This is a genomic window from Kineosporia sp. R_H_3, from assembly GCF_002198675.1.
Lineage (GTDB): Bacteria > Actinomycetota > Actinomycetes > Actinomycetales > Kineosporiaceae > R-H-3.
Genome location: NZ_MWLL01000258.1, coordinates 1 through 12,421, shown reverse-complemented (window position 1 = coordinate 12,421; position 12,421 = coordinate 1). Strand labels below are relative to the sequence as shown.

The window sequence follows — 12,421 nt, the reverse complement described above, 5'->3', positions numbered from 1 at the left end:
GCTCGCCCTGCGCTCGGTCGCGCTCCGCGACCGCGCGGGCGGCCCGGCGGCGCGCGACCGAGCGCAGGGCGAGCAGGTCGAGGCCGAGCAGCACGGTCGCCGGCACCGCGGCCCAGACCGGCGGCCAGGACGACGGCATGAGGACGAGCGCCCACGACAGCACGGTGACGACGGCGAGGGTCAGCAGGACGACGGCCCGTCGCTGCGCGGCCGACCCGCCCTTCGCGGCGGTGTCCGCGCCGTACGCGACCCGGACGACGGGTGCGGCCTCGGGCAGCGGCTTCGGGCGGCCCTGGGCACGCGCGCCGGCCCGCACCGGCGGGCCCGCGGGCGGCGCCGGGGTGCCCGCGACGTGCGTCCCCGACAGCAGCGGACGGGTCGACGGACCCGTTGCTGTCGGTGACGAACTGCGCCTGGCGAGCACTCTGAGTCGCTCCGAGTGACGGTCGCGGGTCCGGGACTGACCGAGCGACTCGCGTCGTCGGACCCACTGCGGAAGGAGATAGGCAGCCCACAGCCCGACCACGAGGGTGAAGACGAGGCTGTCGAGGTGCACGATCTCTGACGGTAGGGCTCCGCGACCGCTTCCTCACGCACCGTGCGTGGTGTGTCTCGGCGGAGCCTGGTGTGAAAGTTGTGACTACTGTGACTGCGCAGCGCGATCTGACGCCTCCCCTGTGCTGAACTTCAACGCAAAGTCACCATTCGATTACTCTGGCGAGCACGGTCGAGATCGACTCCGGGGACCCCTGGCACGCTGCGTGCCGGGGGTGCCCTTCAGCACCGTCCGGCGACGCCTCGCAGGTGTTCCGGAGCACCTCCGGACCCCCGGGACGACGGTCCCGGACCGCCCCGCCGCCGTCCGCCGTCCGGCCCGTCGTCACGCTGCGGTGACCATCGGGGCCCCACGACGCTCGGGCGGTCCCGGCCGTCACCGAGCGCGGCGGGGCGCGGTACGGCCCCCGCACGAGGCCCTCAGGTGCGCGGACGCTCCGCGTCGCGCCCGGCCTTGAGCGCACGCTCCTCGGCGGCGTCCGCGGCGAGCGCGCGCCACCTCGGCAGCAGCCCGCCGGGCACGTCCTCGACCGTGAGCGCGAACGTCGCGTGGTCCCGCCACGCGCCGTCGATGTGCAGGTAGCGGCGGCGCAGCCCCTCGGGCCGGAACCCCAGCTTGGTGACGACGCGCAGGCTCGCGGCGTTCTCCGGGCGGATGTTCACCTCGATGCGGTGCAGACCCAGCGTGAAGAAGCAGTGGTCGACGGCGAGGGCGACACCGGCCGGGATGATGCCGCGACCGGCCACCCGGCGGTCCACCCAGTAGCCGATCTGCGCCGACCGCAGGGACCCCCAGGAGATCCCCGAGACGGTCAGCTGGCCGACGAGGCGGTCCTCGACCTCGACCGCGAACGGCAGCAGCCGCCCGGCTCGGGCCTCGCGCGAGAACGAGCGGACCATCTGCGCGAACGACGGCGGCAGGCTGTGCTCGTCGGGGTGGGTCGCCTCCCACGGGGCGAGCCACTGCGAGTTCTCGTTGCGCACGGCGCGCCAGCGCCGGGAGTCGCGCACCCGCAGCGGGCGCAGCAGGACGTCGCCCTCCCGCAGCCGGACCGGCCACGGCCGGGCCCCGCCGCGCGGTCCCTCTGCCATGCGGGGAAGTCTGTCACCTCGTGCCCCGGTTCCGGAGACGATGCCGGCCCTCCGGCCGGGCCCGGACGGCCCCGGTGGCCCTGCCCGTTCCCGGACGGCGGTACCGGCATGGACCGTTCGGCTGACAAAGCCGGGGAATCCGGCCCGGCGCCCCGTGCGGGCCCTCACGGACGGTCATGATGTTCACGTCCGGATCTCCCGTTCTCCGCAGTGCCGCGCACGGTGCGTCACACGGGACGGCGGATCCGGGCGACGACCACCGAGACGAAGGACTGTTCGTGATGCCGTTCTCCGCCCGCCAGCGGCCGCTGGGCACCACCGGCTCTCCCGCCCGTCGGCGCCTTGCCGTCCTCGGCACCGTCGTGGCCGTCGCGGCCGGCCTCGTGCCGGCCCTGTCGACGCCCGCCGGTGCGGCGACCACGCGTGACGGCCTCACCGAGGCCACGGCCCTGGCGTCCTGCTGGGACGTCAAGCAGGTCAACCCCGCGGCGGCCGACGGCCGCTACTGGCTCTACACCCCGGGGCTGGGCTACCCGCAGCAGTTCTGGTGCGACATGACGACGGACGGCGGCGGCTGGGTCCTCCTCGGCCGCGGCCGGGAGAACTGGTCGTTCCTGCCGGAGGGCCAGGGCACGACCGCCGAGGTCTCCGCGACCGTCACGGGCACCGCCGCCTTCGCGCCGAAGGCGGTGTCGACGGCGACGGTCAACGGTCTGCTCAACGGCACCGCGGTGAAGGACCTGACGGACGGCGTCCGCGTGCGCCGCGCGACGAACACCACCGGGACGGCCTGGCAGGAGGCCAGGGTCTTCCCCTCGACGATGGGCGAGTGGCGCTGGACGATCGGCGGCGGCTACCCGCTGAGCCGGATCACGTTCGGCGCCACCACCTACACGAACACCGCGACCGGCTCGGCGATCTGGTCGAGCTCCTACACGTTCGCGCGGTCCTGCCCGACGACCGGCGTCAACTGCCTCGACACCCGGCGGGTCGCCGCCCAGAACAACAACCTGCCCGGCTTCGGGTACGGCTCGGCCGTCGCCGGCACCGCGAGCACGAGCGCCGCGGCCGCGACGAGCTACCTGTGGAGCTACGCCACCGGGTACGCGATGCCCTTCGCGCAGGTCTTCGTGCGGCCGAAGGTCCGCTGGGCCGACCTCGCGATCACCCCGGTCGGCACCGGGCTCGCCGGCTCCACGAAGCGGTCGATGTTCGACAACTTCGCCGAGACCCAGCCGGCCGGTGTGAGCGGCCAGGCGAACGGCCTGTCCACCGAGCGCGACACCGAGGTCCGGGCCTTCGCCCAGATCGGCTCGACGATGTACGTCGGCGGCAACTTCGCCCGGGTCGACGAGTACGGCGCGACGACGACGTCCACCCCGCAGGCCTACCTCGCGGCGTTCGACGTGAGCACCGGCGCCTGGGTCCCCGGGTTCCGCCCGACGCTCAACGGCAAGGTCAACGCCCTGACGGCGCTGCCGAACGGCACCCTCGCCGTCGGCGGCGAGTTCACCACCGTGAACGGCGTGGCCCAGGCGGGTCTCGTCGCGCTCGACCCGGCGACCGGCGCCGTCTCGCCGACGTTGAGGTTTGGGATGGAGTACCGCTCCACGACCACGGGCACGGTCGGTGGCACGGTCACCGGGCTGTCGCTCCAGGGCACCTGGCTCTACGTGGGCGGGCAGTTCACGCACACCGCGGGCGGGACGACGGCGCTGTCCGGCTTCTCGTACACCAAGCGTGGTGCCCGGTTCAGCATGACGACCGGTCGCCCGGACCCGACGTGGAACCCGGACTTCGGCGGGACGCCGATCTTCGTCCTCGCCTCGAGCGCCGGGGACCGGGTGTACTTCGGCGGCTTCATGGCGGCGATGAACAACGGTGCGACGGCCACCCCGCAGTTCGCGGTCGTCACGACGACCTCCCCCGCCCTGCCGGTGACCGGTCTCAAGGCCCGCGTCTCGAGCGCGCCCGCCAAGGCGACCTACCAGCAGACGGCGGTCGAGGTCGGCTCGCGGTTCATCCTCGGCGGCTCCGAGCACGCGTTCCACAGCTACGACCGCGCCGACATGACGCTGACCCGCGGCAACATCTCGAACGCCAACCCGGGCGGCGGCGGCGACTTCCAGGCCGCGACCGTCGACCAGGGCATCGCGTACGGCTCGTGCCACTGCATCCTGTCGTACAACTACGGCGGCCGGACGCAGTGGTCGACGATCGACGCCTACGGCGACATCGACAACATCCGCTACATCGGCGCCTACGACGTCGCGACGGGCAAGTACCTCACGGACTACACGCCGTGGATCAAGACCCGCGCCGTGCGCGGCCCGTGGGCGCTCACCGTCGACTCGAACAACTGCCTCTGGCAGGGCGGCGACACCACCCAGACTAAGCGCCGCTCCGACAGCGCGTGGCAGAGCTCGGGCGGCTTCTCCCGGTTCTGCCGCAACGACTCCGAGGCGCCGACGGTGCCCACCGCGGTGAAGTCCGTGGCGGCCGCCGACGGCTCGACGGTCACGGTCTCGTGGACCGGCTCGACGGACAACCGGGCCGGCGGGCTGCGCTACACGGTCTTCCGCGGCGACGTCCCGATCGCGACGACGACGTCCTGGAAGATCGTCGTCCCGGCGGCCGACGCCCCCGGCAGCTACGTCGTCCGGGCGCTCGACAAGGCCGGCAACGTCAGCGCGACGACGGCCCCGCTGACCGTCGGCTGAGACACCGCAGCACAGCAGAAGGGGTCCGTCCCACCGGGGCGGGCCCCTTCTGCACGGTCGGGCTCAGACCCCGCCGCCCGGCCGGTGGTCGCCGCCGCGGGCCTGCGAGACGGCGTGCGGCAGGATCGGCGCGAGGACCGCGATGCCGTCCTTGCAGCCGCCCGGCGAGCCGGGCAGGTTGACGACGAGCGTGCGGCCGGCGAGGCCCGCGATCCCGCGGGAGAGCGCCGCCGTGGGCACGCCGTGCGCGAGCCCGTAGGCGCGGATCGCCTCGGCGATGCCGGGGACCTCGCGGTCGACGACGCCCCGGGTCACCTCGGGCGTGAGGTCGCCGGGGGTGAGCCCGGTGCCGCCCGTCGTGAGGACGACGTCGTAGCCGGCGGCCACGGCGGCGCGCAGCGCCTCGGCGACGGGCTCGCCGTCCGGCACGACCTGCGGCCCGTCGACCTCGAACCCCATGGCGCACAGGCCGTCGACGAGGACCGGCCCGCCGCGGTCGCTGTAGACCCCGGCCGCGGCCCGGTTCGACGCGGTGACGACGAGCGCCCGGCCCGCGGAGCCCGCCCCGGGCACGGCGGCGGCGTCCGGCTCAGTCACGGGTCCAGTCCCCCGACCGGCCGCCGGACTTCGCGGTGACCCGCACGTCCGTGATCGTCGTGAGCCGGTCGACCGCCTTGACCATGTCGACGAGCGCGAGGGCCGCGACGCTCACGCAGGTGAGCGCCTCCATCTCGATGCCGGTGCGGTCCGCGGTGCGGACGGTCGCGGTGATCTCGACGCCGGTGTCGACGACGTCGACGTCGACGACGACGCCGTGGACGGCGATCGGGTGCGCGAGCGGGATGAGGTCCGGCGTCCGCTTGGCCGCCTGGATCCCGGCCAGGCGGGCCACCGCGAGCGCGTCCCCCTTGGGCACGCCGTCCCCGCGCAGCAGCCGGACGACCTCGGGCGAGCAGAGCACCCGCCCCTTCGCCGTCGCCTCCCGTGCCGTGACGGCCTTCGCGGAGACGTCGACCATCCGGGCCCGGCCGCGCGCGTCGACGTGCGTCAGGCCGCCGACCGGCACGCCCGGGGCCTCGCTCACCGGCGCGGCCCGTCGAGGAGCATGCACGTGAGCTCGTCGCCCGGCTGCACCTGGGTGACGTCCGCGGGGACGACGGCGAGGCACTCGGCCTCGGCGAGGTCGGCGACGAGGTGCGAGCCCTGGCCGCCGACCGGGGTCACGACGGGCGCGTCCGCGGCGAGCGGGCGGGTGAGCCGGGCGCGGACGAACTGCTTCTTGCCGGCCGGCGACGACCACGCGACCCCCGCCCGCGCGGTGAGGGTCGGCCGGTGCAGGTCGGTCTCGCCGAAGAGGCGGCGCAGCACGGGACGCACGAAGACCTCGAAGGAGACCATCGAGCTCACCGGGTTGCCGGGCAGCGTGAAGATCGGGACTCCGGCCGCCCCGACGTGCCCGAAGCCCTGCGGCATCCCGGGCTGCATGGCGACCTTCTCGAAGACGACGCCGCCGACCCGGGAGAGCACCTCCTTGACCGTGTCGTAGGCGCCCGCGCTGACGCCGCCGGTCGTGACGATGAGGTCCGCGCCGGCGAGCTCGGCCTCGAGCGCGGCAAGGAAGGAGTCCGCGTCGTCCGCGACGAGCCCGACGTGCCGGGCGTCGGCCCCGAGCTCCCTCGCGGCGGCGGCGATCGCGTAGCCGTTGGAGTCGTGGATCTGCCCCGGACCGAGCGACTGTCCGGGCGGCACGAGCTCGCTGCCGGTCGACAGGACGGCGACCCGCGGCCTCGGGTGGACGCGCACAGTCGCCCGGCCGACGGCCGCGAGCAGGCCGATCTGGCGCGGGCCGATCCGGACGCCGCGGCGCAGCACGACCTCGCCGCGGGCGACGTCCTCCCCCGCCGGGCGCAGGTACGCGCCCTCGGCGGGCGCCTGGGTGATCTCGACGGTCTGCGTGCCGCGGTCGGTCCACTCGACGGGGACGACGGCCTCGGTGCCGGCCGGCAGCGGCGCGCCGGTCATGATCCGGATCGCCGTCCCGGGCGCGAGCTCGAGCTGCGCCGCGCTGCCCGCCGGGACGTCACCGGTGACGGGCAGCCGGACCGGGTGGCCGGGCGCCGCCGAGGCGACGTCCGGCACCCGGACGGCGTACCCGTCCATGGCGCTGTTGTCGAAGGACGGCAGGTCGACGGCCGCCACGACGTCCTCGTCGAGGAGGCAGCCGAGCGCCTCCTCGAGCTCGACGTCGGTGGCCGGCAGCACCGTCACCGCGGCCAGGCACTCGGCCAGATGCTCCTCGACAGGTTTCACGCCCCGATCGTGCCCTAGGCCGGGGCCCCTGTGCCGTTCGACACCGGGATCGAGGACGTCGGAGGCGTCGTGGCCGCGTCGCCGGGGCCCATCCCGGCGACGTACGTGCGCAGCCAGGAGCGCAGCTCCGGGCCGAGGTCCTGGCGCTCGCAGGCGAGCTGGACGACGGCCTTGAGGTAGTCGAGCCGGTCACCGGTGTCGTAGCGGCGGCCGCGGAAGACGACGCCGTAGACGCCGGCGCCCTCGCCGTCCGCCTGCGCGAGGGTCTGGAGCGCGTCGGTGAGCTGGATCTCGCCGCCGCGGCCGGGGGCCGTCTTGCGCAGGACGTCGAAGACGCGGCTGTGCAGGACGTACCGGCCGATGACCGCGAGGTTGCTCGGGGCCTCGGCGGGGTCGGGCTTCTCCACCATGCCGGTGATCCGGACGACGTCCTGCTCGCCGGTCTCCTCGACGGCGGCGCAGCCGTAGAGGTGGACCATCTCCTGCGGCACCTCCATGAGCGCGACGACGCTCGCCTGGGTGCGGCGCTGGACCTGGATCATCCGGCCGAGCAGCGGGTCGCGCTCGTCGATGAGGTCGTCGCCGAGCAGCACCGCGAACGGCTCCCTGCCGACGTGGTGGGCGGCGCAGAGCACGGCGTGGCCGAGGCCCTTCGGGTCACCCTGGCGCGTGTAGTGCATGTCCGCGAGGACGTTCGACTTCTGCACGCGGGCCAGCCGGAAGGAGTCGCCCTTGGCCTGCAGCGCCTCCTCGAGCTCCCACGCCCGGTCGAAGTGGTCCTCGAGGGAGCGCTTGTTGCGGCCGGTGATGACGAGCACGTCGGACAGGCCCGCCGAGACGGCCTCCTCGACGACGTACTGGATCGCCGGCTTGTCGACGACCGGGAGCATCTCCTTCGGCGTCGCCTTCGTCGCCGGCAGGAAGCGCGTGCCGAGACCCGCGGCCGGGATGACCGCCTTGGTGACGACCGGCCCCAGCGTGCGCTCGGGGTCGTTGGACTCGACGACATGCGCGTCGGTCATGGGGGTCTCCTATCTGGTCGGCGGGCCGTCGCCCCGGGGCCGCCGGCTGAGCGTCTGTGTGTCCGCGGCGCCCCGTGGGCCCCCCGTACCGGGCCTGGCGCAGAACCGTAGGGGTCGAGGCTACCGAGGTCGCGCGGCGCCCGTGGGACGAGCCGTCACACCGAGTCGTCAGCCGGGTCGTCAGCCGGGTCGTCAGCCGGGTCGTCAGGTGGCCAGGCTCACCGGGCCGCCGGCGCTCGTCCAGCGGTCCCGGCCGCCGCGCTTGGCGGTGTAGAGGGCGGCGTCCGCGGCCCGCATGACCTCGGTCGACGTCCGGCCGTGGTCGGGGTAGGCGGCGACGCCGGCCGACACCGTGACCCGCAGGGTGTCCTCCCCGGCCGTGAACGGTGTCGCCCGGACGATCTCGCAGACCCGCTCGGCGACCCGGGCGGCCCCCGCGGCGTCCGTCTCGGGCAGGACGACGGCGAACTCCTCGCCGCCGTACCGCGCGACCGTGTCGACCTCGCGCAGGCAGCCCTTGAGCCGCAGGGCGAACTCGCGCAGCACCGAGTCGCCGACGGCGTGCCCGTAGGTGTCGTTGACCTGCTTGAAATGGTCCAGGTCGAGCATGAGCACCGACAGCGGCCGGCTGAACCGGGTCGCGCGCTCGACCTCGCGACCCAGGGTCGTCGTGAGCATCCGGAAGTTGCCGGCCCCGGTGAGCGGGTCGGTGACCGACAGCCGGCGGGTCTCCTCGTGCGCCGCGACGTTCGCGATCGCCGTCCCGGCCTGCGCCGCGAGCGAGCGGACGTTGCCGAGCGAGACGTCGTCGAAGACCGGCGCGCCCGGCCGCCGCGCGACCGCCAGCGCCCCGACGATCTCGCCGTCGGCGTCCCCGCCGCGCTGGATCGGCAGCGCGAGCGCCGGCCCCGCGGACATGACCCGGTCGACGAGGACGGGCCGGCCCAGGTGGACCGCCTCGCCCGCGATCCGGGCGAGGTCGTCGAGGGCGTTCGACGCGTGCGGCCCGGCGTCGTCGCCGATCGCCGAGATGCCGTTGCCCGACAGCGCGAGCGAGCCGCGGCCGCCGAGCAGCGCGCTGCCGACGACGCAGTCGCTGCCGGCCATCGCGGCCTCGAGCACCGTCCGCAGCAGCCCGTCGAGGTCGTGGGTGCGCCCGAGTGCCTCGCCGAACCGCTCGAAGGTCTCCCGGAGCGCGTCCCGGCTCGACTCCAGCGCCGTGACCTGCTCCTGCATCCGGCCCGCCATGGCGTCGAAGGCGGTCGCAACGCGGCCGACCTCGTCGCGCGGCCCGCGCGGCTGCAGCCCGGCGCGGGCGTCGAGGTCGCCGCGGCCGAACCGCTCGGCGGTGTCGGTGAGCACCTCGAGCGGCCGGGTCAGGCGCTGGGCGACGAGCGTCACGAGGGCGGCGGCCGCGACGACGGTCACGAGGACGACCACGAGGACGACGCCGGGCAGGCCGCGGCCGGGCACCGGCTCCACGGAGACGATCTGGTACGGCACGCCGGGGGCGTCGGACTGCACCCGGAACCGGGCTCCCCCGGCGCCGCCGCCGAGCCGGCCCTCCGTGACCGCCTCGAGCACGGGCGCGAGGTCGTCGCGCGGCACGGTCGAGGAGACGACCGTGGTCCCGCCCCGGCGGTCGACGAGCGCGACGCCGGTGTCGAGGTTGAGGCCGGCCGCGAGCGCGGCGAGCCCCGCGTCGTCGACGGGGGCCAGGACGACGGCCCGGGCGATCTCGGCGCCCGTCGTCGCGTCGGTCACGGCGACGGACTCCGCCATCGCGGCCGGCCCGTCCGCGGCCGCCTCGCGGCGTGCGCAGGAGGCCGCGGACTGCGCCCGCAGGAGCGGGTCGGTGAACCGGGCGGCGTCGGCCCCGGCGACGGCGCGGGGCGTGCCGTCGACGAGGACGGCGGCGGTGAGCCCGGGGCGGCGGTCGACGGCGGCGTCGACGGCCGCCTGCGCGCCGGCCGGGCTGACCGCGGCCGCCGTCGCGAGCAGCACCCGCAGGTCGGCGGCGACGGCGCGGGCGGCGTCCCCGAGGCCGGCGCAGCGCTGACCGAGCGCGATGGCGGTGGCACCGTCGGCGCGCTCCGCCGCGTCGTCCGCGTAGGCCCGGGTCGCGTCGGGCACGATGACCCCGACGGCGATCCCCACGGCCAGCAGTGGTGCGATGAGGACGGCGCCGAGCACGAGTGCAAGGCGTGCGCGCAGCGACACAGGTCCCTCCCCTGGGCCGACCACCTGGTCGACCCGTCCGGCCGGCGCCGGCCCGACCGGCGGCGTACGGACCGTCCGGCCTCTGGATCGTGACACGGTAGGAGCAGAGAGTGAACGTATCGACACGAAGAGTTGCCGCGAATGGGTGAAACGGAGGAGGGGGCGAACCCGGCGAACGGTGCGGACCACGCACCCTCCGCGCCCGCCGACGCACCCGCGGACGTGACGGTCGACGTCACCGACCGTGCGACCGCCGCCCGGTCGGCCGCGCGGTCACCCGCCCGGACGAAGCACGACCTGCGCCGCCGGATCCGGGCCGAGCGCCGCGGCCGGACGCCCCAGGAGCAGGCCGACGACGCCCGCGCCCTCGTCGCGTCGGTCCAGGCCGTCCCCGAGGTCGCCGCCGCCCGGTGCGTCGCGCTCTACGCGTCGATGCCGGGCGAGCCGCAGACCGAGGAGCTCCGCGCTGCCCTGCGGGCCCGGGGCGTCCGGGTGATCCTGCCGATCGTGCTCCCCGACGGCCTCATGGAGTGGGCGGACGACTCGGGAGAGCTCGTCGCCCCGGCCGGGTTCGGCGGCGACGAGCCGACCGGCCCGCGGCTGGGCCTGGACGGGATCCGGGCCGCGGACGTCGTCCTCGTGCCCGCGCTCGCCGTGGACACGCTGGGCCGCAGGCTCGGCCAAGGCGCCGGCTACTACGACCGGGCGCTGCCGCTGCTCGACGACGGCGTCCCCGTCGTCGCGGTCGTCCACGACGGCGAGGTGCTCGACGCCGCCGTCGAACCGGTGCCCGACGAGCCGCACGACCGCCGGGTCGACGCCGTCGTCACGCCGAAGGGGTACCTGCGCCTCGGGGGCTGACCCGGCCGGGCACCACGCCGGCGCCTACGCCGCACCGGCGTCCTGGCCCCCGACCTCCTGCCGGAGTGCCCGGGGCCGGCCGACGAGCCCGTGGCGCACGAGCAGGTGCGCCGCCTCGTAGTGGTCGGGCAGGGCGAGCGCCCGGCGCCGCTCCGGGGCACCGGCCGCGGCCCGCGCGTCGGGCCGCTCGTCGAACCGCCAGCCGTCGGTCCCCCGGTGCGCCGGGTGGTCGAGCAACGCCGACACGAGCTCGTCCTCGCGCGCCCGGCGGGCCGGCCACGCCCCGGCCGCCGTGGCGCCGCCGGTGTCCGGGTAGAGCGCGCACAGCTCGGCGACGAGCGACCGGACGCGCTTGACGCTCTCGATCCCGAGCTGCTCGCAGATCTGCGCGTACGTCGCGGGCAGCGCGCCGCCGGAGAGCAGCGGCGCGCAGAGCGCCTCGGCGACGGCCCGCAGGTGCCCCGGCACCGCCGGGACGACGAGCGTGCTCTCGACGTCGCTCTCGACGTCGCTCTCGTCGTCCGGCGGCACGGCACCGGTCAGGGCGGTCCCGGCGGGCGGTCGGACGACGAGCTCGCACCCCGCCGGGCCGACGACGAGGCAGGACCGGGCGGGCAGCGTCCGGGCCGCGCCGGGGTCGCCCGCCCCGGTGCGCGGCGGCAGGTGGCCCTGCGGCGGCTGACCGGGGACGACGACGAGCAGGTCGTGGCCGAGCGACAGGTTGCGCAACCACAGCTGCCCGTCCGCGAGCCACAGCACCCCGGCCCGCCGGGACAGCGTCGGCTCGTTCAGGGCCGACCACACGACGACGTCGCACGCGTCGGGGTCGCGGCCGAAGACCAGTCCGGGGCCGCCCGGCACGAGGGCGTGGACGACGTCGGGCTCACCGACGTACACGACAGTCCCCTGATCCGTCATGCCCACTGCACGCCGCACGGCGCGGAAAGGTTGCACCGCCGTCAGCGGCTGCCGTCGACCCGGACGAACGCGTACCCGTGCGCCCGGTACCAGTCGACGATCCGCGGGAGGGCGTCGACGGTGACCCTGCGGTCACCGCCGCCGTCGTGGAGCAGCACGACCGGGTGCCGTTGCCCGGCGGCCGCTGTGGCCCCGGCGACGACGGCGTCCACCTGGTGCCGGTGCTCGGCCGCGGTCCTGGCGGGGCGGGACTGGACCTTCCAGTCGAGGCTGTCGACCGACCACAGGGCGGTGCTCATGCGCAGGTCGCGCGCGGCCGGCACGACCGTCGACGGCAGGAAGCCGCCGGGCGGCCGGAACCAGCACACGGGCGCGCCGGACGCCTCGGTCACGGCGTCCGAGGTGCGGCCGAGGGAGCGGTCGAGGTAGCTGCGCGTCCACCCGCCGCGGACGTCGCGCGGGTAGCTGTGGTCCCACGTGTGGTTGCCGACGAGGTGTCCCTCACGGACTGCGCGGTGGACGAGGTCGGGCTGCGCGACGGCGTGCTCGCCGACGACGAAGAACGTCGCCGGCACCTCCTCGCGCGCCAGGACGTCGAGGACCGCGCCGGTCTGCGCGTCGGGGCCGTCGTCGAACGTCAGCGCGACGGTGCGGTCCTCCCCCCGGCCGGTGGACAGGACGCCCGGCCGCGGCCGCGGACACCCGGCGCCGGCGGCCGCCGCG

General features: G+C 75.7%; 10 protein-coding genes and 1 pseudogene. 2 read left to right on the top strand and 9 right to left on the bottom strand.

Annotated features, from left to right (window positions below; all coding sequences use genetic code 11):
* Together ECOMGDLI_RS34195 and ECOMGDLI_RS32525 are read right to left on the bottom strand one after the other, a co-directional pair.
* Positions 1-556: pseudogene (locus ECOMGDLI_RS34195) on the bottom strand (hypothetical protein); the annotation flags it as partial.
* Positions 557-975: 419 nt separating this feature from the next.
* Positions 976-1,647, bottom strand: a complete 672-nt coding sequence (locus ECOMGDLI_RS32525) for a GNAT family N-acetyltransferase (RefSeq protein WP_088320961.1) — start codon at positions 1,645-1,647, stop codon at positions 976-978.
* A gap of 281 nt (positions 1,648-1,928) precedes the next feature.
* On the opposite strand from ECOMGDLI_RS32525, the gene ECOMGDLI_RS32520 reads away from it, so the two are divergent.
* Positions 1,929-4,367 carry a fibrinogen-like YCDxxxxGGGW domain-containing protein gene (locus tag ECOMGDLI_RS32520; RefSeq protein ID WP_143448068.1) on the top strand — a complete coding sequence of 813 codons (2,439 nt, stop codon included), beginning with the start codon at positions 1,929-1,931 and terminating at the stop codon, positions 4,365-4,367.
* A gap of 63 nt (positions 4,368-4,430) precedes the next feature.
* On the opposite strand, the gene ECOMGDLI_RS32515 is transcribed toward ECOMGDLI_RS32520, so the two are convergent.
* The 5 genes from ECOMGDLI_RS32515 to ECOMGDLI_RS32495 all read right to left on the bottom strand — a co-directional run bounded on the left by ECOMGDLI_RS32515 (position 4,431) and on the right by ECOMGDLI_RS32495 (position 9,919).
* A complete protein-coding gene (locus tag ECOMGDLI_RS32515) occupies positions 4,431-4,964 on the bottom strand; it encodes a molybdenum cofactor biosynthesis protein B (RefSeq protein WP_233153724.1) in 534 nt (177 codons plus the stop codon).
* The gene (gene moaC / locus ECOMGDLI_RS32510) at positions 4,957-5,385 is read right to left on the bottom strand and encodes a cyclic pyranopterin monophosphate synthase MoaC (RefSeq protein ID WP_088320963.1); all 429 of its coding nucleotides are present in this window, start codon (positions 5,383-5,385) and stop codon (positions 4,957-4,959) included. Before moaC ends, ECOMGDLI_RS32515 begins: the two co-directional genes overlap by 8 nt.
* A gap of 62 nt (positions 5,386-5,447) precedes the next feature.
* Entirely contained in the window at positions 5,448-6,677 is a 1,230-nt protein-coding gene (glp, locus tag ECOMGDLI_RS32505; protein WP_088320959.1) for a gephyrin-like molybdotransferase Glp, read from the bottom strand.
* 14 nt (positions 6,678-6,691) lie between these two features.
* On the bottom strand, positions 6,692-7,699 hold the full coding sequence (gene galU / locus ECOMGDLI_RS32500; RefSeq protein WP_088320958.1) for a UTP--glucose-1-phosphate uridylyltransferase GalU: 1,008 nt from the start codon (positions 7,697-7,699) through the stop codon (positions 6,692-6,694).
* A 204-nt stretch (positions 7,700-7,903) separates the two neighbouring features.
* On the bottom strand, positions 7,904-9,919 hold the full coding sequence (locus ECOMGDLI_RS32495) for a diguanylate cyclase (protein WP_143448067.1): 2,016 nt from the start codon (positions 9,917-9,919) through the stop codon (positions 7,904-7,906).
* A 141-nt stretch (positions 9,920-10,060) separates the two neighbouring features.
* Here ECOMGDLI_RS32495 and ECOMGDLI_RS32490 point away from each other — a divergent pair, with 141 nt between their 5' ends.
* A complete protein-coding gene (locus tag ECOMGDLI_RS32490) occupies positions 10,061-10,780 on the top strand; it encodes a 5-formyltetrahydrofolate cyclo-ligase (RefSeq protein ID WP_088320956.1) in 720 nt (239 codons plus the stop codon).
* Positions 10,781-10,804: 24 nt separating this feature from the next.
* On the opposite strand, the gene ECOMGDLI_RS32485 is transcribed toward ECOMGDLI_RS32490, so the two are convergent.
* Both ECOMGDLI_RS32485 and ECOMGDLI_RS32480 read right to left on the bottom strand, forming a co-directional pair.
* Positions 10,805-11,698: an FHA domain-containing protein gene (locus tag ECOMGDLI_RS32485; protein WP_158221242.1), complete on the bottom strand. Its 894-nt coding sequence runs from the start codon at positions 11,696-11,698 to the stop codon at positions 10,805-10,807.
* A 41-nt stretch (positions 11,699-11,739) separates the two neighbouring features.
* On the bottom strand, positions 11,740-12,421 hold a 682-nt coding region (locus ECOMGDLI_RS32480; protein ID WP_143448066.1), incomplete at its 5' end, for a polysaccharide deacetylase family protein.